The organism is Mesorhizobium sp. P2_E9 (assembly GCF_056403815.1).
Genome location: NZ_JBFUET010000004.1, coordinates 377,948 through 400,232 on the forward strand (window position 1 = coordinate 377,948; position 22,285 = coordinate 400,232).

Consider the following 22,285-nt stretch of genomic DNA (forward strand, 5'->3'; position numbering starts at 1 on the left):
ATGCGCATTTTCGGATGCGCCGAGTTTGAAACAAGCGCAATAGCGCCCTTCCGGCCCACTGTCGATTGCTTTGTGGCCTGATTTTGGTAGTGAGGGCCAGAGCTTGATATTGCCCGGAGAAGCAGACCATGACGCCAGGAATTCGCCCGCTTGTCGCCGGCAACTGGAAAATGAACGGCACCAGCGCCTCGCTGAACGAGCTCAGGATGATCGGCAACGGCTTCATGAGCGGGCTCGACGCCGAGACCGAGGCCCTGGTCTGCGTTCCCGCGACGCTGCTTTCCCATGCCGCGGAGATTCTGTCGCGCACGCCGGTCCATGCCGGCGGCGAGGACTGCCATACCAAGGAGAGCGGCGCCTACACCGGCTGCATCTCGGCCGAGATGCTGAAGGACGCAGGCGCGAGCCACGTCATTGTCGGCCATTCCGAATGCCGTGAACAACGCGGCGAGGACGATGCGACGGTCCAGGCCAAGGCTGCCGCCGCATGGCGTGCCGGGCTGGTGGCCATCGTTTGCATCGGCGAGACGCAGCAACAGCGTGAAGCGGGCGCCACGCTCGACGTGCTGTCGCGCCAGGTCGCCGGCTCGGTGCCGCCGAGTGCTACGCCATCCAACACCATCATTGCCTATGAGCCGGTATGGGCGATCGGCACTGGCCTGACGCCGACCGCCACCGATGTGGCCGAAGCGCATGCGCATATCCGCGAAAAGCTGGCGGAAAAGCTCGGCGCCATCGCTGCCAAAGTGCGCATTCTCTATGGTGGCTCGGTCAAGCCGTCCAACGCGGTGGAATTGCTGGGCGTCAGGAACGTCGATGGCGCGCTGGTCGGTGGCGCCAGCCTGAAAGCCGCCGATTTCCTCGGTATCGCCGAAGCCTATCGCAGCATTTCGAGCTGATATCCACGAGGATGGACGGGGCTCATCCCGTCCAAATTCGTTGCAAAGGGCGCGTTGCTTCCCATATTCCGGCCACGGGCTTGGAAATGCCGTGAAAGCATTGTATTGAGCCGCCTCCAATTCACCGGTCGTGTCCGCGGCCGGGCAAGGCCTTGCCAGGATAAACTATGCAAACCGTACTGATCGTCATCCATCTCATGGTCGTGCTCGCCCTCGTCGGCGTGGTGCTGCTGCAACGCTCCGAAGGCGGCGGCCTTGGCATTGGTGGTGGATCGGGCTTCATGACCGCACGTGGCGCCGCCAACGCTTTGACGCGGGCGACGGCGATCCTGGCGGCGGCTTTCTTCGTGACGTCGCTGACCTTGTCGATCATTGCCCGCTATGGCGAGAAGCCGATCGACATTCTCGACCGCGTTCCCGCGACTTCGGACGGCGCCGGCAAGGGCGTGCTCAACCAGTTGCCGGGCACGACGACCCCGGCGCCCGCCGGCACCACCACGCCGACGCCGCCGTCCGGCAATGACGCCGCGGCGAAGCCTCCGGCAACAGCTCCGGCCACCGCGCCCGCCTCGGGCTCGACGCCGCCGGCAAGCAACGGCACCACCAACACCGCGCCAGCGGCACCGCAGGTCCCGAACCAGTAACCACTGCTTTTCCAAGCCGCGATCTGTGATCGTTTGAACACAGTCGCGGCAAATGCTGCGCGATCACGAAGATTCAACGCCCAGCAGCGCGGTCCCACGCTTGAGGCATCCGCGCTTATTCGACTATAGATTGCACGCGGCATTTTCGGTGTCCTTGGGGGACGCCGGGCGACGCCGTGGGCAACAAGCATTGAACGATCGGATCTTCGCCATGCAGCTTCGCAGCTTCATTTTCCTGGGACTTTGCGCCGCACTCGGCCTCAGTTCCCCGGCTTTCGCCGGTATGCCGGCCAATATGGTCGCCAATCAGTCGGTCGACAGAACCGATGCAATCCCTGTCGCAGCCACCAAAAGTGATGCGGCGCAGTTGAGGCTTCTCAAGAAGAAGAAGAACCCGACACCGGACGATCTCGCCCAGATCAAGAAGATCGAGGCCAAGATCGTTGCCGACAAGGAAGACGCCAAGGCCAAGGCGCTGGAAGCCAGGAAGCTGGCGATGCGCGAGGCGGCCAAGGCCAGGGCCGAAGCGGACCGGCAGGCGTTCCTGGCCAAGAAGGGCCAGAGCGCCCCGGCGACCGAAGTGGCCGACGCCAAGCCGGCCAAGAAGACCACCAAAATCATCGAGCCGATTGAACCGATCACGCCGATCCAGTCGGCCGAGCCGCTCCCGGCCGAGGCGATGAATGTCGCCTTGACCGGCAACAATGGCGAACTGCGCAGCGAGGTCATCGGCGGCCAGAAGCAGTCGAGTGGCGGTCTGTTCGCCGGCCTTTTTGGTGGGACCTCGTCCGGCTCATCGATCAGCTACCTGCCCGAGACGCGCGCGCTCGACCAGGCACTCGCCCAGAAAAACGCCAAGAAGCCGTTCAAGGTGAAGCCGGAATTCGTCCCTCAGGACGTGGAATTCACCGGCTACGATGCCGGCACCATCGTCATCGACACCAGTGCGCGCCGCCTCTATCTCGTCGAATCATCGACCACCGCGCGTCGCTACGCCATCGCGGTCGGCCGTGAGGGCCTGCAGTTCAAGGGCACGGTTGCCGTCGGCGACAAGCAGGAATGGCCGCGCTGGATCCCGACGCTCGACATGCAGAAGCGTGAGCCCAAGCACTACGCCCAGTACAAGGACGGCATGCCCGGCGGTGGCCAGAACCCGCTCGGCGCGCGCGCCATCTACCTCTATGACGGCAAGAAGGACACCCATCTGCGTATCCACGGCACCATCGCGCCGCAGTCGATCGGCACCAGTGCCTCCAATGGCTGCTTCCGCATGATGAACGACCACGTCATCGACCTCTACAGCCGCGTCAGGGTTGGCACCAAAGTCGTCATCATCTGACGTTTTCATCATCATGCCGAAAGGGCCGGCTCAGCCGGCCCTTTTGTTTTGCCCGTTCACGACCAAGCCTGTTCGGTCGTGATCCCTGGACAAACGGAAACCGTTTGTTCGAGACAAACGGAAACCGTTTGCCTGAGAAAACCGGATTCCACGTTTCGGGATCCTGGTCCAAGCGCCTTCTTGGGAAAAAGCCTTCGCGGTGGTTTTTTCTCTGGCGGAATCAATCCGGCCGCGTTAAGCGATGACTCCCATGGCGCGATATGTATTCATCACAGGCGGCGTGGTTTCCTCACTTGGAAAAGGCATTGCCGCAGCGGCCCTTGGGGCTCTCCTGCAGGCGCGAGGCTATCGCGCACGCATCAAAAAACTCGACCCTTACCTCAATGTCGATCCCGGCACGATGTCGCCGTACCAGCACGGCGAGGTGTTCGTTACCGATGATGGTGCCGAAACCGACCTCGATCTTGGCCACTATGAGCGCTTCACCGGCCGCTCGGCCAACCAGCAGGACAACATCACCACCGGCCGCATCTACAAGAACATCATCGAACGCGAGCGGCGCGGCGACTATCTCGGCGCGACCGTGCAGGTCATTCCGCACGTCACCGACGAGATCAAGAATTTCGTCCTCAACGGCAATGACGACTATGATTTCGTGCTGTGCGAGATCGGCGGCACGGTGGGCGACATCGAGGCGATGCCGTTCCTCGAGGCGATTCGCCAGCTCGGCAATGATCTGCCGCGCAACAATGCCGTCTATGTGCATCTGACCTTGATGCCCTACATCCCGACGGCGGGCGAACTGAAGACCAAGCCGACCCAGCACTCGGTCAAGGAACTGCGCGGTATCGGCATTGCGCCCGACATCCTGCTGGTCCGCGCGGACCGCGCCATTCCCAAGGAAGAGCGCCGCAAACTGTCGCTGTTTTGCAATGTCAGGGAGAGTGCCGTCATCCAGGCGCTCGACGTGCCGCACATCTATGACGTGCCGATGGCCTACCACAAGGAGGGGCTTGATTCGGAGGTGCTGGCCGCCTTCGGCATCGATCCGGCGCCGAAGCCGCGCATGGAGCCATGGCAGAAGGTCTCGGACCGCATCCACAATCCGGAAGGCGAGGTGACCATCGCCATCGTCGGCAAATATACCGGCCTCAAGGACGCCTACAAATCGTTGATCGAGGCGCTTTCGCATGGCGGCCTGGCCAACCACGTCAAGGTCAAGCTCGACTGGATCGAATCGGAGATCTTCGAAAAGGAAGATCCGACGCCGTGGCTGGAAAAGGTGCATGGCATCCTGGTTCCCGGCGGCTTTGGCGAGCGTGGCTCCGAAGGCAAGATCCTGGCGGCGAAGTTCGCGCGTGAGCGCAAGGTGCCGTATTTCGGCATCTGCTTCGGCATGCAGATGGCCTGCATCGAGGCGGCGCGCTCGCTGGCCGGCGTCGAGCACGCCTCTTCGAGCGAATTCGGCCCAACCAACGAGCCGGTCGTCGGTCTGATGACGGAATGGCTGAAAGGCAACATGCTGGAGAAGCGCCGCGAGACCGGCGATCTCGGTGGCACGATGCGGCTGGGCGCCTATCAGGCCGAGCTCGCCAAGGGCTCGAAGATCGCCGACATCTATGGCGACACCCAGATTTCCGAGCGCCACCGCCATCGCTACGAGGTCAATATCGACTACAAGGAGCGGCTTGAGGATTGCGGCCTGGTGTTTGCCGGCATGTCGCCTGACGGCGTGCTGCCGGAGACGGTCGAATATCCCGACCATCCCTGGTTCATCGGCGTGCAGTACCACCCCGAGCTGAAGAGCCGGCCGCTCGATCCGCATCCGCTGTTCGCCAGCTTCATCGAGGCGGCGGTGGAGCAGTCGCGCCTGGTCTAGGCGCTCTACCCTTTTGTTTTGACGCAATTCCGGACGGAAAACCGTTTCACACTTTTCCTGGAATTGCTCAGGCGAGGCCGCTCATGGAGACCTATGTCGCGCTCCTCTACAGCATCATCCTGGGCGAGGGGCGCCGGGTCGTCATGTCGGACCTCAAGGCGATGGCGGAAGGCCTTGGCCTCAGGAATGTCCGCACGCTGGTGGCGACCGGCAATCTGGTTTTCGAGGCGCGGGCGACCGATATCGGCAAGCTGGAACATCGGCTGGAAACGGCTTTCGAACAAACCTTCGGCCGCCATGTCGACATCATCGTGCGCACTGCCGAGGGCTGGCTTAAGCTTGCCGCCGGCAATCCGTTTCCGGCCGATTCGGCTGAAGCTGGCGACCAGGTGGCTGTGCGGGTGATGCGCAAACCAGCGCCCGTGGAGGGCGTCGCGGCGCTGCAAGCCTATGCCGCCGAGGACGAGAAGGTATTGCCTTCCGCCGGCGACATCTGGGTTGTCTTCTCGCGCGAGAGGCCAACGTCACGGCTGCTCGCGGCAATGAACCACAAACGCCTCGGCATCGGCACGTCGCGCAACTGGAACACGGTGCGCAAGCTGGCTGAGATGGTAGGGCAGTAGGGCAATACGGCAGTAGGGCAATACGGCAGTAGGGCAGTAGGGCAGTAGGGCAGTAGGGCAGTAGGGCAGTAGGGCAGTAGACCCCCTATTCCCCTACTCACTTACTGCCCTACTGCCTTATTCCCTTGTTTAGGCCTTCGCCGTCTTGGCGCCCGCACTCACGGCAGCGGTGCGCAGCACGTAGTAGATGATACCGGCAATGGCGACGCCGAAGAACCAGCCATAGACTCCCCACCAGGACGGCAGCCAGTTGGTGAAGTTGGGCAGGATCGACGAGAAGATGGCGCCGATGCCGGCGGCGATGAAGGCATTGACGTGCCAGCCGCCCTGGAATCGGAATTCGCCGTCCTCGCGATAGAGCGCCTCGACGTCGACCTCGCTTTTGCGGATCAGATAGTAGTCGACCATCATGACGCCGAAGATCGGTCCCATCGTCGCGCCGATGATGTTGACGAAATGCGCGGCGCCGCCATCCCACGGCGCGAAGGGGTAGAGCAGCAGCGCGATCACGGCCGCGATATAACCACCCTTCTTGAAGTCGATCTGACGCGGGAAGACGTTGGAGAAATCGAAGGCCGGCGACACGAAGTTGGCGACGACGTTGATGCCCAGCGTGGCAACCGCGAAGGTCAAGGCAGCGAGCGCGGCCAGGAACCAGCTGTCGAACTTGGCCGAGATCTGGTCAGGGTGCAGCAGTACCTCATGATAGACGTCGTAGGCGGCAATGGTGGTGACGCCGGCGACCATCGAAAACAGGATGAGGTTGACCGGCAGGCCCCAGATGTTGCCTTTGCGCAGCGACGCCTGGTCGGGCGCATAGCGGGCGAAATCACAGAAGTTGAGATAGAGCGCCGAGAAATAGGTCACCCAGATCGCGGCCACCGCAAACAGCGCAGTCCATGAGCCCGGCGTGCCCGGCACGCCGGCATCCTTGGTCTTATCCAGGAGCACGTCCATCGGAATGTCGCTGGTAAAGGCGAAGGTCCCGGATTTGACGCAGAGATAGACCGCCAGGAGCAGCATCATCACCCAGACCGCGGGTCCCGCCCAGTCCTGGAAGCGGCGCACCGTTTCCATGCCCTTCTGGATGATCAGCAGCTGCAGCGCCCAGATGACGACGAAGCAGATCACTTCCAGCCCGGAATGGCCAAGGAAATGCGTGTTGGCGTTGAAATCGGCGAACCATTGCGAGCGGATCAGCAGCGCGACGATGGCGCCCGATGCGGCAGCGGTTTGTGCGCCGTACCAGAAGCAGGCGACGATGGCGCGCACCAGGGCCGGTATGTTGGCGCCCCATATGCCGAACGAAGCGCGGGCAAGCACGGGGTAGGGCACGCCGGTCTTCACGCCGGCATAACCGACCATGTTCATCAGCACATAGATGATCAGCGAGCCGATGCCGATGGCGATGATGAAGTTGACGAAACCGCCGCAGAACAGAAACAGGCTGGCGGCGAGATAGTAGCCCCACAGGCTGTGGACGTCCGATGTCCAGACGTTGAAGATCGAAAACGGTCCCCAGTTTCGAACTTTGGCCGGAGCGAGATCCTCGTTGTACAGATCAGGCGATGCGCCTTCTATGGTCACTGCAATGTCCTCCCCTTGATTGGCCGCGCGCCTCCACGCGATGGCCGTGCAGGTTAAGCCTGACGCAGGGGAACCGGCAACGGATCCATTTGCCGGCTTTGACCTTAAAGATATTCAATGCGAACCGCGATTATCGAGGGGGCGCAACGGTGGGCCACTGTTGAACGGGGTGGTCGGTGATTCGGATTGCAACCGTCTACGCGATGGCCATCACCCGCTTGTGGTCCTCGACTTCGGACAACAGCCAATCCTGAAACAGGCCGGTGCCCGGCTTGTTGCCGATGCTGCGACGCTGGTGCAGGTAGATGCCGGCCGGATAGGTGTGGCGGGCAGGAAACGGGGCGACAAGTTTGCCTTGCTGCAGAAAATCCTGTGCCATCATCGTGTCGGCGAGCGCAATTCCGGCGCCATTGATCGCCTCGCGCATGATCAGCGTGCAATCATCCAGCGTTGTGCTTGATTTTGGCGTCGTGTCCAAAACGCCTTCCTGCTCCAGCCAACGCTTCCATCTCATGGTCTCGCATTCATGGATCAGGTGGTGGTTGACCAGGTCGGCGGGCGATCGCAACGGCACCGGCCCTTCGAGCAGCGAGGGCGCACAGACCGGCGTCAGGACCAGCGGGATCAGCAGCGTCAGGGCGGGGCCGGCCTTGTAGACGAACTCGTCGACGATGGCCAAATCGAAGTTGGCGCGCTTGCCCGAGGTCGAGATCTCCAGCTCTACCGTTGGATGCAGCCGGCGAAAGTTCGGCAACCGGTCCGCCAACCAAAGGTTCAGAACGGCCGGCACGCACAAGACCCGGACGCGTCGGGTCCTGCTGTGGCTCGGGCCATCGGCGAGGCTGACATCGTCGGTGGCGCGCCAGATGGCCTCGAACGCTTCGGAGAGGCTGCGCGCATAGTAAGAGCCCCGGATGGTCGGCGTTATCTGGCGAAAGCCGCGCTCGAACAAATCCTGGCCGAGATTTCTTTCAAGTGCACGGATGTGGCGGCTGATGGCAGAGGGCGTCAGGTGCAATTCCTCGGCTGCATCCTTGACGCTGCCGAGACGTGCGGCGGCCTCGAAAGCGCGCATGCCGTTGAGTGAGGGTAGGGCCATTGGCCGATCATGAATTGTCGATTGAGTTTTTGTCAATCGACTTGGGCAAAATTGGCGTTTGATCGCTCGCCCTGTTCGGGGATACCCAAGAGGCAAGAGCAACTAAGTCGCCTCAAGAAAACGACTATCCGGGAACTTCTTCACCATTCCACCAACGGCGCGACCGGCTTCACGGGTCCTGCCGGGGGCAGGCGAAGCTTTGCGCATGATCCACGCTGCGCCGAGGCCGGGGTCATCGGCAAATGGGAGAATGTCAGTCTATGCCTCAATCGCCAGTGCCGGTCTTTGAAGCGGCGGACGAGATTTCTGCGGAAGCCTCTGTCGTCGTGATCTTGCAAACTGCCCATACAGGCTTTGGCCCCCGGGCAGCTGCACTGGACGCGGAAATGAACGGAATTCTGTCCCGTGCCTGCTCCGACCCGGCCACCTTGGCCGAATCCGGCGCCTGCATCGATCTCATTGCCCCGCAGGGCGTATCGGCTCGGCGCGTGATCGTCCTGGCCCTGGGCAAAGCCGAAGCCGTAAACGCCCTGTCACTGGCGCGCGCCGGCGGTTTGCTTGCCGCGCATCTGGAAGCCAAGTGCGAATGCGCGGCCACGCTTGTCTTCGACCCCATCGCCGGTATCGACCTGCCCGCAGCTGAAATCCTGGCGCGCGTCGCGCTGGGCATGCGGCTGCGGCGCTATCGTTTCGACATGCGCAACCGGCGCCAGGGCGCGGGCTCGGATCGGACCTTGCGGGTGCAACTGATCGGGGCAGTCAGCGCGGAGCTGGCCCCTGCGCTGGCGCGGATCAATGCCATTGCGGACGGCGTCGAATATGCGCGCACGCTGGTCAATTTGCCGCCGAACCATCTCCATCCCGACAATTTCCACGATCATCTGGAGCCGCTTCGCGAAGCCGGCATCGACATCGAAATGCTCGATGCCACGCAGTTGAAAGAGCTCGGCATGAACGCGCTGCTGGCCGTTGGCGCCGGCTCGGTACGACCGCCAAGGGTCGCTGTCCTGCGCTATCGCGGCAAGGGTGCTCCTTCTCAACCGCTCGCCTTCGTCGGCAAGGGCGTCTGTTTCGATTCGGGCGGCCTCTGCATCAAGCGCGGCGAGCAGATGTTCGACATGAAGGCCGATATGGGCGGCGCGGCGGCTGTCGTCGGCCTGCTGATCGCGCTCGCCCGGCAAGGCAGCCCGGTACACGCTGTCGGCATCCTTGGCATCGCCGAGAACATGCCGTCGGGCACCGCGCTCAAGCCGCGCGACATCATCACGACGGCCTCGGGCCAGACCGTGGAAGTGTTCGACACGGATGCGGAAGGACGCCTGCTTCTGGCCGACTGCCTGCATTATGCGGCCACGCGCTTCAATCCGTCGGTGATCGTCGATCTGGCGACGCTGACCTATTCGGTGACGCGCGGCCTCGGATCGATATTCGCTGGCCTGTTCAGCACAGACGATGCCATCGCGTCGCAGATGATCGCGGCCGGTGAAACGGTCGGCGAGCGATTCTGGCGGCTGCCGCTCGACCGTGCCTACGATGAGGGTCTGCAATCGCCATTCGCCGATCTGCGGCACCACGCCAAGGACATGGAGGATGGCGACGCTCCCTATGCGGCGGCCTTCCTGCGCCATTTCACGGAGGACCGACCCTGGGTCCATCTCGACATCGCCAGCAAGGAGTTGGCCGACGCCGATCGGCCGCTCGGCAGGCAGGGCGCCACGGCCTTCGGCGTGCAGATGCTGGAAGAGTGGGTGCAGGCCAGGGTGAACTAGGCGGCTGCTGTTACGGACAACACGAGATGCGTTCAAACGGGATGGGAAATCGGAATGTCGTCTGAGATCATTGGCAGGGAAGGGCGGGCCACCTTCGGCGGCTACGAGACCTGGTATCGGGTCAGCGGCGACCTCGATGCCGACAAGGCCCCGGTGGTGATCCTGCATGGCGGGCCAGGCGCCGCCCACAACTACGTCGATGCCTACAAACTGCTCGCCCGACGAGGCCGTGCCGTCATCCACTACGATCAACTGGGATGCGGCAATTCCACTTTGTTGCCCGAAAAAGGTGCCGATTTCTGGACGCCCAAACTCTTCATCGACGAGCTTGAAAACCTCGTCGATCATCTCGGCATCCGCGCGGGTTTCCACGTGCTGGGCCAAAGCTGGGGCGGCATGCTGGGCGCCGAATATGGGGTCACGCGGCCGAAGGGTCTGAAGTCGCTGACCATCGCCAACTCGCCGGCCTCGATGAAGCTGTGGGTCGAAGAGGCCAACCGGTTGCGGTCCGACCTGCCTGGGGATGTGCAGGAGACGCTGACCCGGCACGAGCAGGCCGGCACGACGGACGATCCGGCCTACCAGGAAGCCACGATGCGGTTCTACGAACGGCATGTCTGCCGCGTGCCTTTCCCGCCCGAAGTGACGGAGACCTTCGCCCAGATCGCGCGCAATCCGACCGTCTATCATCTGATGAATGGGCCGAACGAGTTCCACGTCATCGGAACGCTGAAGAATTGGAGCATCGTCGAGCGCCTGTCGGCCGTCGATGTTCCGACACTGATCATATCAGGTCGCTATGACGAGGCCACGCCAGCGACCGTGCAGCCGTTCAAGGACGGCATCAAAGGATCGCATTGGGAGATATTCGAGCATTCCAGCCACATGCCGCATGTCGAGGAGCAAGAGGCGTGCATGCGGCTGGTGGGTGACTTCCTGGACGACAACGACAACTGAAAAAAGGGGAACTAAGACATGAAGAAACTGCTTTTTGCGGCGTCAGCCGCGGCATTGCTGGCCGGCTCATGGCTGGCTCCGGCGCAGGCCGAATATCTGAAAGAACACCGAGGCGGCACCATCCGTCTTCTGGCCCGCTCGGCAGCGGGAACGCTCGATCCGCACATCAACTACACCGACCAGGGCTGGCAGATGTACCAGCCGATCTATGACGGCCTGGTGGCCTTTCGCAAGGCCGAGGGCATGGACGGCTTCACCATCGTTCCCGACCTCGCCGAGGCGCTGCCGCAGGTCAGCAATGACGGCAAGACCTTCACCTTCAAGCTGCGCAAGGGCATCAAGTTCTCCAGCGGCCAGGATCTTGGCGTGAAGGACGTTGTCGCGTCCTTCCAGCGCATCTTCAAGGTTTCCGGGCCGACCTCCGGCACCTTCTATGCCGGCATCGTCGGCGCCGACAAATGCCTGGCCGACACCAAGAGCTGCACGCTGGACGGTGGCGTTGTCGGCGATGAAGCCGCCGGGACCATCACCCTCAATCTCACCAAGCCCGACGCCGAGATCCTCTACAAGCTTGCCTTGCCGCATGCCGTGGTGCTGCCGGCGGATACGCCCGCCGAAGACATGGGTTCCAAGCCCATTCCCAGCACCGGCGCCTACATGATCTCCGCCTTCGACCCCAACAAGGGCATGACGGTGTCCCGCAACCCCAATTTCAAGCAGTGGAGCGAGGATGCGCAGCCGGACGGTTACCCGGATGTCGTACAATATGATTTCGGCCTGTCCGAGGAAGCAGCCGTCACGGCGATCCAAAACGGCGAAGCGGACTGGATGTTCGACGCGCTGCCGAGTGACCGCCTGGGCGAACTTGGCAGCAAGTCCATGGATCAGCTGCACATCTCGCCGCTTTCGGCATGGTGGTACGCGCCGCTGAACAACCGCCTCGCTCCGTTCGACAACGAAAAGGCCCGCCAGGCTGTTGCCTATGCGATCGACCGCAACACACTGGTCAAGCTGTTCGGCGGCAAGGTGCTGGCTTCGCCGGTCTGCCAGGTCCTGCCGCCGGATTTCCCCGGTCATGAAGATTATTGCCCCTTCACCAAGAACCCCGGTGCCAAATGGTCGGCGCCCGATCTCGACAAGGCCAAGCAGCTCGTCGAGGAATCCGGCACCAAGGGCCAGAAGGTGACGATCATCGTCGAGGACACCGCCATTTCACGGTCCATCGGCGTCTATCTGCAGAGCGTGCTGACCACCATCGGCTATGTCGCCGACGTCAAGCCGATCTCGTCCAACATCCAGTTCACCTACATCCAGAACACCAACAACAAGGTGCAGATGTCGGTCACCCAATGGTACAAGGACTATCCAGCGGCTTCCGACTTCCTGAACATCCTGTTCAGCTGCGCCTCCTTCCGTGAAGGTTCGGATGCTTCGATCAACATCGCCGGTTTCTGTGACAAGGACATCGACGCCAAGATGCAGAAGGCGCTGGACCTCGGTGTCACCGACCAGAAAGCCGCCGACAAGATGTGGGCCGAAATCGACAGGCAGATCACGGACAAGGCGCCGGCCGTCGGCCTCTTCACGCCGAAGCGGCTTGACTTCGTCAGCAAACGGGTTGGCAATTTCAAGTTCAACCGGCAGTTCAACTGGATGATCACCCAGTCCTGGGTGCAGTAACGAGCTGCGGAGGGACACGTCCGTGTCGAACCAAGCTGTCGCCATGCCGCGCAAGACGCGAGGGCCCTGGGCCGTCGCCTTTGCGAAGCTGGCAACGGACAGGGCTGCCATGGCATCCCTGGCCGTGTTCCTCCTCATCGTGCTTGCCTGCCTCAGTGCGCCTCTCTACGCGAAATGGGCCGGCGTGGACCCGTTCGCCTCGACGCTCGACGCCGTCATCCAGATCGACGGCGCCGACGTTCCGGTGATGGAACAGTCGACAGAGGGGCTCGGGCTTGGCTACACGCCGCTCGGCCCCACCTGGCGGCTCGGCAACTACTTCCTTGGCGCCGACAGCCAGGGGCGCGACGTCATGGCCAGGATGCTCTATGGCGGGCTGAGCTCGCTGCTGATCTCCGGGGCGGCCACCGTCTTCACGCTGATCATCGGCACGGCAGCGGGATTGATCGCCGGCTATTTCGGCGGCATCACCGATACGGTGCTGTCGCGCTTGCTGGACGTGCTGTGGGCGTTTCCGATCTACCTACTGGCGATTTCGCTTTCCATCGTCACCATCGCGCAAGGCATCAGGATCGGACCGATCGAGATCGAGTCCGGCAGCCTTTGGCTGCCGATCATCATCATCGGCATCGTCTACGTGCCCTATGTGGCGCGGCCGATACGCGGGCAGGTTCTGTCGCTGCGACACAGCGAATTCGTGTTCGCCGCGATCAATCTGGGCGTGCCGGGATGGCGCATCCTGTGGCGCGATATCCTGCCCAACATCACCACCACGCTCATCGTCTTCGTGCCGCTGATGATGGCGCTGAACATGCTGACGGAATCGGCACTTTCCTTCCTGTCGATCGGCGTGCAGCCGCCGGCCGCCAGCTGGGGCACCATCATCCAGGACGGGCAGGCGCTGCTTTACACCAGGCCGCTGGTGGCGCTGGTGCCGGGCCTGGCGATCGCGGTTTCCGTCATGGCGCTCAATGTCTTCGGCGATGGCCTGCGCGACGCGCTCGACCCACGCTCCAAGGTCCGGCTGGGGCGCGACTGATGCTTTACGCCATCCTGCGCCGGTTCGGTCAGATGCTGTTCGTCATGTTCGGCATCTCGGTCATCGTCTTCCTGATCTTTTTCGCGACGCCGGGCGCCGACCCGGCGGCGCGCATTGCCGGCCGCAATGCATCACCCGAAGTGCTGGAAGCGGTGCGCCACAGTTTTGGCTTCGACCGGCCGCTCTACGTGCAATATGTGAAGATGATGGAGAAGATCTTCGTCACCGGCGACCTAACCTCCTTCGTCAATCGAGGCTGGAAGGTGGTGCCGGCGGTGATGGATTCCATTCCCGTCACGCTCTCGCTGGTCTTCGGGGCGGCGATCCTGTGGGTGGTTGTCTCCATCATCATCGGCATCGTTGCCGCCGCCACCCGCGGCAGCTGGCTGGACAAGCTTCTGATGGCGCTGGGGCTGCTTGGCATTTCCATGCCGGTCTACTGGCTGGGCGAGGTGATGAACCTGATCACTCAAAGCCGCTACCACGACAGCTGGGCGTTCTCCTGGGTGCCGCCGCTCGGTTACAAGAATTTCTCCGACGATCCGAAAGGCTGGTTCCTGACACTGGTCATTCCGTGGATCACGCTGGCCATTCTCTATATCGGCATCTACGGACGTGTGTTGCGCGCGGCGATCATCGAATCCCTGCAGGAAGACTTCATCCGCACCGCCCGGGCCAAAGGCCTGTCGGAGACCCGAATCCTGCTGCGCCATGCCTTGCGCACGTCGCTCATCGCCTTTGTAACCTTGTTCGGTCTCGACTTCGGCGCCCTGGTGGGCGGCTCAGCCCTTTTGACCGAGGTAGTGTTCGGGCTGAACGGCATCGGCAAGCTCACTTACGACGCGCTGCAGAACCTCGATCTTCCGATGATCATGGCGACGGTGATGTATGCGTCCATGTTCGTGGTGGTCGCCAATGCGGTCGTCGATTTCGTCTACATCCTTCTCGACCCGCGCCTGAGGACATCATGATACTGTCGGTGCGCGACCTCAAAGTATCCTTCCGCACCGATGGCGGTCTGGTGCGGGCCATCGACGGCGTCTCCTTCGACCTCGAGGAAAGCGAGATCCTCGGTGTCGTCGGCGAATCCGGTTCCGGCAAGACGGTGTCGCTGCTGGCCGTGATGGGCCTCATCACCGATCCTAACGCGGTCATCGAAGGCTCGATCCGCTACAAAGGCCGCGAGCTTGTCGGATTACCACCGCGCGAGCTGAGGCGGCTGCGCGGCAACGAGATCGCGATGATCTTCCAAGATCCAATGACGGCGCTGACGCCGGTCTACACGATCGGCTGGCAGATCGCCGAACAGATCCGCGCGCATCGCAACATCAGCAAGGCCAAGGCGATGGAGCGCGTCGAAGAACTGCTGGCCGAGGTGAATTTTCCCAACCCGCACGAGGCGATGTCACGCTATCCGCACCAGCTTTCGGGCGGCATGCGGCAGCGCGCGGTGATCGCCATGGCCCTGTCGTGCAATCCGGCGCTGCTGGTGGCGGACGAGCCGACCACGGCGCTCGATGTCACGGTGCAGGCCGGCATTCTCGACCTCGTGCGCAAGCTGCGCGCGACGCACAAGTCGGCGGTCGTATTCATCACGCATGATATGGGCGTGGTGTCCGAACTCGCCGACAGGGTGATGGTCATGTATGCCGGTCGCGTGGTGGAACGCGGCAGCCGCATGGAGCTTTTTTCCGACCCGCGACATCCCTACACGCGTGCGCTGCTCGGTTCTATCCCGCCGCTGACCGGTGAAAAGCCGCGCCGCCTGCCGGCCATTCCCGGTTCGCCGCCGTCGCTGCTGCGCTTGCCGCAAGGCTGTGCCTTCGGTCCACGCTGCCCGGTCCACTACGAACCCTGCGTGACCGGCAAGCCCGACCTTGGTATCGGCACCCATGCCGCGGCATGCTTCCGGGTGGCACAGGCATGAGCGCATCGTTGACCGACAAAGATCGTCCGATCCTCGAGACGCGCTCGCTGGGAAAGCGTTTTTCGATCGGCAGCCGGTTTTCCGCCGAAGGCAGGCGAACCGTCCATGCGGTCGACAATGTTTCGCTGACCGTGCGACGCGGCGAGACGGTCGGGCTGGTCGGCGAATCCGGCTGCGGCAAGTCCACGCTGGCGCGCTGCCTGGTGAGGCTCTACGAGATCACAGATGGCGAGCTTCTGTTCGAAGGCGAGGACATCACCTCGAAGTCGCTGTCCGAACTCAGGCCGTTGCGACGCTGCCTGCAAATGGTGTTCCAGGACCCGTCGGCCTCGCTCAACCCGCGCCGGCGCGTCGGCGACCTGGTGGCCGAGCCGCTGCGTATCCATGGCAAGCTGTCGTCCCGCGAGATCACCGCGCGCGTCGCCGAACTGTTCGACCTCGTCGGGCTGCTGCCGGACCATGTCATGCGTTATCCCCACGAATTCTCAGGCGGCCAGCGCCAGCGCGTCGGCATTGCGCGGGCGATTGCCCTCAACCCGGATCTGGTCGTACTCGACGAGCCCGTCTCGGCGCTCGACGTGTCGGTGCAGGCGCAGATCGTCAACCTGCTGGCCGATTTGCAGGAGAAGCTGAACCTCACCTACATCTTCATCGCCCACGACCTGTCGGTGGTGCGTCAGGTGTCGACCCGCATCGCGGTCATGTATCTCGGCTCGATCGTCGAGGAAGGGCCGGCTGAAGAGGTGTTCGCGGCGCCAGCCCACCCTTACAGCCAGGCGCTGATCTCGGCGGTTCCGGTGGTGGAAACCACACCTAGCGGGACGCGCAAGCGCATCATCCTGACCGGCGACGTGCCGAGCCCGCTGAAACCGCCATCCGGTTGCCGTTTCCACCCCCGATGCCCGATCGCTGTCGAGCGATGCCGCACCGAGCGGCCGGAACTGAGGGAGCATCAACCCGGCCGCAAAGTGGCATGCCATTTCCCGACGGTTTAGCCGGCATCCATCGACCAAAAGATTTTTCAAAGATTCTGTTTTCTGGGTGGAACCAACCGCCTGACAGCGCGTTTCATTGGGTTCGATCGAGCGGCATCGCGATCGACCGGGAGGAAGCGATGGACTACCTGCATTTCTTTTCGCCCGTGCGGATCTCGCGCGGGCAGGGGCACCCTGTAGAAGAAGTGGATAGTGTCGCCGAGGCGATGGTTTTCTTGCGTAAATGGCCGACGGGACGACGTGGGCCAGTGTATCAGTGCGCGCTGAATTGCTGCTCGGCAGCTTTGTCGGGTCAGATGTCGGCGGAGGAGGCACGGAAGGCATTCACCGGTTTTGCCCGGATCACGCGGCTTCTGGACGACGATATGGCGCTGCCGGTAGCTGGCGAAGCCATAGCGGGCGTATACGCGCTGCGGCGCTAGCCGCACCGGATTGCTGAACGCCAGGACTGCGTCCATAGCGGCCGCAGTGGACTCGACGCGTCTGTGGCGAAAGGGCCGGGCGGGCTTTCCGGACGGAGCAAACGCTTGGCCGGGCCAAAGTCTTAATCCCAAGCGACGGAATAGCGATCGATCACCCAAAGCCAGGAGCCATCGCTTTGCCGCCGGGCAACTTCGCTGGTGACGTCGCCGTCGGGAAGCCGGGTCGAAGTGAGCGCGAGGTCACCGCAAATCAGGGCGGGGCGCTGTTCGCCGGCCGCAAACTTCCGTCCGGACGCGACAATCTCGGCATAGTAGGCGCGAATGGCTTCAGGGCCGCGCAGAAAACGTCCGCCGCCGCAGTCGATCACCGCATCCGCCTCGAACAGCGCGACCATGCCGTCGACATCGCCGGCATGCTGTCTGGCTATCAGCATGGGTTCCAGCTGCTGCGGGTCGTAGGCGGGCACTCCGGCGCTGGGATCGCTCATGGTGACAGCTCCATTGTTGGACGGAGCTTATCGCAACCGGCTCCGGCATGCCCGTATCAGGTCGAGACTTTGTTTGGTTCAGCGGGCAATCGGAGAAATCCGATGGGGCGGATATCCGAAAGCGTTGCCGACAGCGTCGCTCGCCAAAGGGCGCTCCGGTCCGCGTCCATCCCACAATCCGGCAACCGATTGGCAAGTACCACTGGAAAGGCCCAGTGAAAAACATGCCTCGGTGTCGTCTTGACCTTCGAAAAGGTGGGGTTCGGCAGGCGTCATCTGTATATTTTCCGTATAGCCTTTGATTGGCTTGGAATTTGTTTCCGACGTTGAGCCGCTGCGAGTTCCACCCGTAAATATACAGTAGATCAAAACATAAATTAGAACATACTCATATATGAAATACAGATTTTCTGGCTGTCGGAATCGCCTCCATTGTAGTATTCGGCGCTTGAAGATTTACCACGCGAGTGTTTTGGGTGGCGTCGCACCATGTTGTCCTGACTGGTGAAACCTCTGGCCGATCAGATAGCGCGCGCGTTCCGGGAAGAGTGACATGAATGCCTTGGGACAAGCTTCAGTTGCAGGCAATGCGGGGGCTGCTCGCGGCCTTGGCACTTCCTCCGGCGCCGTCCAACGATGGTCGGCCGGGTCATTGCTGGCAATATTGGTGATCGCAGCAGCGGGTTTGGTCCTGCGTCTGGTGGGCGCGCGCGGCGATCTCTGGCTTGATGAGATCTGGACTTTTGCGCTGCTTGAGCCGCTGACCTCGATCGATCAGATATTTTGGCGCATAAATCACGACAACAATCATTTCCTCAACTCGGCCTATCTCTATCTGATCGGCCCCGACGCCTCATCAGTGGTTCAACGTGGCCTGTCGGTGGCATTGGGCGTTGGCACTGTCGTTGCTGCCGGCCTGGTGGCGGCTTCACGCGGGCGGCGCACGGCCATCGTTACCAGCGCGCTGTTTGCGACGAGCTACCCGATGGTTCACTACGGTTCCGAGGCGAGAGGCTATGCCGGCCTCATATTGTTCACGCTGCTTTCCCTGTTGTTTTTGGAGCGCCGCTTCGACAATCGCGGGTCAGCCATCGCCTTTGCGGCGATTGTCCTGCTCGGCTTCCTGTCGCATCTCACCATGGCGGAAACGGTGGTGATCCTTGTCGCCTGGACTTCGTGGCTCGTGTGGTCACGCACCGGCAGCCTGGCCTCCACCAATCGCGAGGTTGGTCTGATTTTCGCACCAGCCTTTTTGGCCGTGCTTCCGCTCGCCGCCTGCGTGCTCCTTGGCAGCCAGTTGTTCGGGTTCCAGTTCGGCGGCGTTTCACCGTTTTCGCTGCAGAATTTCGCGCAAGGGTATGGCGGAATGATCCGCTATTTGTTCGGCCTGCCGTGGTGGATCAGTGACTTGGTTTGTATAGGCGCGGCTTGCGGCCTGGTGTTTGTTTCCGCCCGTCTTTGGCGCGATCGCCGGACCAGCCTTTATGTCATAGGGATCTTCGGGCTGCCGTTGCTGATGGCCGTCGCGCATCTGCCGAATGTCGAGTTTCCGCGCTACTTTCTCTGCAGTGGGACGCTGCTGCTGCTTGTCGCTGGCGAATTGCTGGGGCGTGGCTTCCAGGCGGGAGGCAGGGGGTTTTTGCTTTCCGCGGCCGCATTGGCGGCAATACTGGTCGGCAACATAGGATCGCTGCTTCAGTTCTACGAACACGGTCGCGGCTCCTATTCCGGGATGGTGGACCAGATGACGCGTGGCGGCGACAGCACCTACGCCAGCAGTCATGATCTGCGAACCGGAATGGTCGTCAATTATTTCGCCGATCGTATCGGGGGCCAGGCATCATTGGTGCCCGCAGAGAAAATGTGCTCCCAACCTCCAGACTGGCTCATCCTCGAGGGTGGCGCTCATGAGCAGTTCCAATCCGTCCAGCCTTCGCCGAGTTGTGTCCTCGCCTTTGAACGGACCGACGCCGCCACGAGTTGGGGGCTTTCGGGCATTGGTTGGACATTGTATCGGCGGCGGGAGTGAGCACGTTTCTTGCTTGACGGGTTGGCGGCACGCCATTCAACTGGGCATTTATGCGCGGGGAGGAAACGATCGAGGTTCTAACCAGTGGACCTCTGACCTTCACCGACCCCAAATCGATGCTGGAGGAATGCATCGCTGGCGAATGGGGTGCTGGTCGACCTCTTTCCGGACTGGCATGGCGAGCTCTTCCCGCTGTTTGCCTTTCACCCGTCGCGCAAGCATCCGCCTGCCAAGGTGCGCGCCTTCGTCGATTTCTGCGTCGAGGTGTGTCGGGAGCTGTAACGAAAGCGTTGGAAATATTTATACTATTTCCGCGCGGAATATCTTTAAACCTGTTGGCGTGATCCCTACGTCATCTTCCGTTATGTCTATCAAGGCAAAACCGATGTGACATCGTTCACGGCCACGCTACTCCTCACTGGGGACTCGGGACGCGCGGTCATTTTCCCATCCAATGAGCAGCCCAAACGTTCGACACGCCCTTAGCGCGTCGAGCGTGTCGGTGCGCGATCTCCCCACTTTATCAATCAACACCAACCGGATGGCCGTCGGGTGAACGAACCCGCGCGCCCATAGGAGAGAAGAAATGGAAGCCCTACAATATCTCGGCCCGATGGAATGGACGGCGATCGAGGTAGCCGTGCTGGTCGTCGTGCTGGCAATCCTGTTCTGGTGGAGCGGCGTGGTCCGCTACATCCCAAACGACAGGCTCGGCATCCTGGAAAAACTATGGAGCTTTCGCGGCTCCGTCAGCAATGGCTTCATTGCGCTCAACCGTGAGGCCGGCTACCAGCCGGAAGTCGTGCGCGGTGGCCTGCATTTCTTCATGCCGTTCCAATATTCGATGCATCGCGCCAATCTTGTCACCATCCCGCAGGGTCAGATCGGCTATGTCTTTGCCCGTGATGGCAAGCCGCTGCCTCCGACGCAGACACTTGCTTCCAACACCGTCGCCGATGATTTCCAGGATGTGCGCGGCTTTCTCGAGAAAGGCGGACAGAAAGGACCGCAACGCAAGATCCTGCGTGAAGGTACCTACGCGATCAATCTCGCACAATTCATCGTGCTCACCGCCCAGTCGATCTACGCCGTCAATCTGAGCGCGTCGGAACAAAACCTTTTTGCCAATATGTCCAGCATGATCTCGGAGCGGGGCGGCTTTGAGCCCGTCGTCATCCACAATGCCGAGGACATGATCGGTATCGTCACCATCCATGACGGTCCGGCGCTACCGGACGGCGAGATCATCGCACCGACCGTCGCCAACGATCCGAACGACCCGAACTTCCACAACAATTTTCAGGACCCGGAGAAGTTTCTCAATGCCGGTGGCTACCGTGGCCGGCAGCTGCAGGTGCTGGCCGACGGCAGCTACTTCCTCAATCGCATTTTCGCGACCGTCGAACTGGTCGACAAGACGATCATTGACGTTGGCACGGTGGGTGTCGTCGTCTCCTATAACGGCCGCCACGGCACGGATATATCCGGGCAGGCATACCGTCACGGCGAGCTGGTCGAAATCGGCGCACGCGGTGTCTGGTCAACGCCGCTGCTGCCAGGCAAGTATGCGTTCAATACCTATGCCGGCAATATCATCATCGTGCCGACCACCAACTTCGTGCTCAAATGGACGAAGGAACAGTTTGGCGAACACAGGCTGGACGAGAACCTGTCTGAAGTATCGTTGATCACCAAGGATGCGTTCGAGCCTGTGCTGCCGCTCTCCGTCGTCGTTCATATCGACTATATGAAGGCGCCGCTCGTGGTGCAGCGTTTCGGTGACATCAAGCGGCTGGTCGAGCAAACTCTCGATCCGATGGTCTCTGCTTACTTCAAGAATATCGCCCAGACAAAGACGCTGATCCAGCTTTTGCAGGAGCGTAGCGATATCCAGCGCAAGTCGGGCGAGGAGATGCGCGATAAATTCAATTCCTACAGCCTCGAACTGCAGGAAGTGCTGATTGGTACGCCTCGTGCCGCCAATGGCCAGAACAGCATAGAGCAAATCCTGATCCAGCTGCGCGAGCGCCAGATCGCAGTCGAAAAGGTCGAGACTTATAAGTTGCAGGAGAAGGCGGCCATTCAGGAACGCACGTTGCGTGAGAAGGAGGCGCTCGCCGAACAGCAAGTCAAGATCACGACGTCGGCCCTTACCATCGAGATCAGCGAGAACGAGGGCAAGGCGCAACTCGCCCGCACCCGCCAGCAGGCGGAAACCATTCAGGTGACTGCCAAGGCAGAGGCCGAGAAGGTGCGCCTTGGCGGCCAGGGCGAGGCCGACATGATCAAGGCTATCGCGCATGCCGATGCCGAACGCATCAAGGCGACCGGTTTTGCGGATGCCGACAGGGTGCGCGCCATCGGTCTGGCGGAGGCCGAAGCCACCGAGAAGAAGGTCGCGGCCTTCGGCGGCCCGGACTATCAGCTCAACTCGCAGGTTCTCATGCGCTTCGCCGAAGCGATCGAAAATGGCAGGATACCGCTCGTGCCGCAGATCCAGATCGGCGCTACCGGTGGCGAGAAGGGGGCCGCCAATGGCCTGGTCGAGATGATGCTTTCGATGCTCGTTGCCGACCGGGTTGGACCGCAAAACCTGCCGGAGGAGATCCCGGCACCCGTTGAGGAGGAATGACTAGCGATGGGCCGGTTGTACCGGCCCATTCAGACTGCTGACAAACCCCGTCGATTTTCGGCGGGGTTTTTTTGTTATGTGATTGAAGTGTCTTGGAATGTTTGTGTCAGGAGATTTTGACAGGAGGCGTAGGGCCTCATGCGAGGGCCGGTTTGGGGTTCGGCCATAGGCAAAGGGCGATCTTTTTGATGTTCTGGGCGGCGGCGGCGATCAGGCACTGGCAGGCGACCCTGATGAGACTTCGGAACCGCGCATAGCGGTGACCATGCAGTTGCTT

Annotated in this window: 19 protein-coding genes and 1 pseudogene; 16 read left to right on the forward strand and 4 right to left on the reverse strand. The window is 61.8% G+C overall.

What is annotated here, in order from left to right:
- The first annotated feature begins 128 nt into the window (after window positions 1-128).
- The 5 genes from tpiA to AC1D05_RS10215 all read left to right on the forward strand — a co-directional run bounded on the left by tpiA (window position 129) and on the right by AC1D05_RS10215 (window position 5,384).
- Window positions 129-899, forward strand: a complete 771-nt coding sequence (gene tpiA, locus AC1D05_RS10195) for a triose-phosphate isomerase (protein WP_477440520.1) — start codon at window positions 129-131, stop codon at window positions 897-899.
- Window positions 900-1,066: 167 nt separating this feature from the next.
- Window positions 1,067-1,543: a preprotein translocase subunit SecG gene (gene secG / locus AC1D05_RS10200; RefSeq protein ID WP_477440522.1), complete on the forward strand. Its 477-nt coding sequence runs from the start codon at window positions 1,067-1,069 to the stop codon at window positions 1,541-1,543.
- Window positions 1,544-1,754: 211 nt separating this feature from the next.
- Window positions 1,755-2,882, forward strand: coding sequence for a L,D-transpeptidase (locus AC1D05_RS10205; RefSeq protein ID WP_477440524.1), 1,128 nt, complete (start codon window positions 1,755-1,757; stop codon window positions 2,880-2,882).
- A gap of 241 nt (window positions 2,883-3,123) precedes the next feature.
- Window positions 3,124-4,761 (forward strand): CTP synthase, encoded by a 1,638-nt coding sequence (locus AC1D05_RS10210; RefSeq protein WP_475450740.1) that lies wholly within the window; start codon window positions 3,124-3,126, stop codon window positions 4,759-4,761.
- 83 nt (window positions 4,762-4,844) lie between these two features.
- The gene (locus AC1D05_RS10215; protein ID WP_477440526.1) at window positions 4,845-5,384 is read left to right on the forward strand and encodes a DUF1697 domain-containing protein; all 540 of its coding nucleotides are present in this window, start codon (window positions 4,845-4,847) and stop codon (window positions 5,382-5,384) included.
- A gap of 129 nt (window positions 5,385-5,513) precedes the next feature.
- Here AC1D05_RS10215 and AC1D05_RS10220 read toward each other — a convergent pair whose 3' ends face one another.
- Both AC1D05_RS10220 and AC1D05_RS10225 read right to left on the reverse strand, forming a co-directional pair.
- Window positions 5,514-6,971, reverse strand: coding sequence for an NCS1 family nucleobase:cation symporter-1 (locus AC1D05_RS10220; protein ID WP_477440528.1), 1,458 nt, complete (start codon window positions 6,969-6,971; stop codon window positions 5,514-5,516).
- Window positions 6,972-7,167: 196 nt separating this feature from the next.
- A complete protein-coding gene (locus AC1D05_RS10225; RefSeq protein ID WP_477440530.1) occupies window positions 7,168-8,070 on the reverse strand; it encodes a LysR substrate-binding domain-containing protein in 903 nt (300 codons plus the stop codon).
- A gap of 260 nt (window positions 8,071-8,330) precedes the next feature.
- Between AC1D05_RS10225 and AC1D05_RS10230 the strand changes: the two genes are divergently transcribed.
- The 8 genes from AC1D05_RS10230 to AC1D05_RS10265 are packed head-to-tail and all read left to right on the forward strand — an operon-like array spanning window position 8,331 to window position 16,859.
- Window positions 8,331-9,839 (forward strand): leucyl aminopeptidase, encoded by a 1,509-nt coding sequence (locus AC1D05_RS10230; RefSeq protein ID WP_477440532.1) that lies wholly within the window; start codon window positions 8,331-8,333, stop codon window positions 9,837-9,839.
- A 54-nt stretch (window positions 9,840-9,893) separates the two neighbouring features.
- Window positions 9,894-10,796, forward strand: a complete 903-nt coding sequence (locus tag AC1D05_RS10235) for a proline iminopeptidase-family hydrolase (RefSeq protein ID WP_477440534.1) — start codon at window positions 9,894-9,896, stop codon at window positions 10,794-10,796.
- An 18-nt stretch (window positions 10,797-10,814) separates the two neighbouring features.
- The gene (locus AC1D05_RS10240; RefSeq protein WP_477440536.1) at window positions 10,815-12,476 is read left to right on the forward strand and encodes an ABC transporter substrate-binding protein; all 1,662 of its coding nucleotides are present in this window, start codon (window positions 10,815-10,817) and stop codon (window positions 12,474-12,476) included.
- 22 nt (window positions 12,477-12,498) lie between these two features.
- Window positions 12,499-13,515, forward strand: a complete 1,017-nt coding sequence (locus AC1D05_RS10245; protein ID WP_477440538.1) for an ABC transporter permease — start codon at window positions 12,499-12,501, stop codon at window positions 13,513-13,515.
- Complete coding sequence (locus AC1D05_RS10250) at window positions 13,515-14,486, forward strand: ABC transporter permease (protein WP_477440540.1); 972 nt, start codon at window positions 13,515-13,517, stop codon at window positions 14,484-14,486. The genes AC1D05_RS10245 and AC1D05_RS10250 overlap by 1 nt, the downstream gene beginning before the upstream one ends.
- Window positions 14,483-15,442: an ABC transporter ATP-binding protein gene (locus tag AC1D05_RS10255; protein ID WP_477440542.1), complete on the forward strand. Its 960-nt coding sequence runs from the start codon at window positions 14,483-14,485 to the stop codon at window positions 15,440-15,442. Before AC1D05_RS10250 ends, AC1D05_RS10255 begins: the two co-directional genes overlap by 4 nt.
- A gap of 8 nt (window positions 15,443-15,450) precedes the next feature.
- The gene (locus tag AC1D05_RS10260; RefSeq protein ID WP_477440544.1) at window positions 15,451-16,437 is read left to right on the forward strand and encodes an ABC transporter ATP-binding protein; all 987 of its coding nucleotides are present in this window, start codon (window positions 15,451-15,453) and stop codon (window positions 16,435-16,437) included.
- Window positions 16,416-16,859, forward strand: coding sequence for a DUF982 domain-containing protein (locus AC1D05_RS10265; RefSeq protein WP_477440545.1), 444 nt, complete (start codon window positions 16,416-16,418; stop codon window positions 16,857-16,859). The genes AC1D05_RS10260 and AC1D05_RS10265 overlap by 22 nt, the downstream gene beginning before the upstream one ends.
- 122 nt (window positions 16,860-16,981) lie before the next feature.
- Here AC1D05_RS10265 and AC1D05_RS10270 read toward each other — a convergent pair whose 3' ends face one another.
- The gene (locus AC1D05_RS10270) at window positions 16,982-17,347 is read right to left on the reverse strand and encodes a YybH family protein (protein WP_477440547.1); all 366 of its coding nucleotides are present in this window, start codon (window positions 17,345-17,347) and stop codon (window positions 16,982-16,984) included.
- A 553-nt stretch (window positions 17,348-17,900) separates the two neighbouring features.
- On the opposite strand from AC1D05_RS10270, the gene AC1D05_RS10275 reads away from it, so the two are divergent.
- The 3 genes from AC1D05_RS10275 to AC1D05_RS10285 all read left to right on the forward strand — a co-directional run bounded on the left by AC1D05_RS10275 (window position 17,901) and on the right by AC1D05_RS10285 (window position 22,008).
- On the forward strand, window positions 17,901-19,376 hold the full coding sequence (locus AC1D05_RS10275; protein WP_477440549.1) for a hypothetical protein: 1,476 nt from the start codon (window positions 17,901-17,903) through the stop codon (window positions 19,374-19,376).
- Between the two features lie 147 nt (window positions 19,377-19,523).
- Complete coding sequence (locus AC1D05_RS10280) at window positions 19,524-19,658, forward strand: hypothetical protein (protein WP_477440551.1); 135 nt, start codon at window positions 19,524-19,526, stop codon at window positions 19,656-19,658.
- Window positions 19,659-19,962: 304 nt separating this feature from the next.
- Window positions 19,963-22,008 (forward strand): SPFH domain-containing protein, encoded by a 2,046-nt coding sequence (locus AC1D05_RS10285; protein WP_477440553.1) that lies wholly within the window; start codon window positions 19,963-19,965, stop codon window positions 22,006-22,008.
- 136 nt (window positions 22,009-22,144) lie between these two features.
- Here AC1D05_RS10285 and AC1D05_RS10290 read toward each other — a convergent pair.
- A pseudogene (locus AC1D05_RS10290) lies at window positions 22,145-22,285 on the reverse strand (IS5/IS1182 family transposase); the annotation flags it as partial.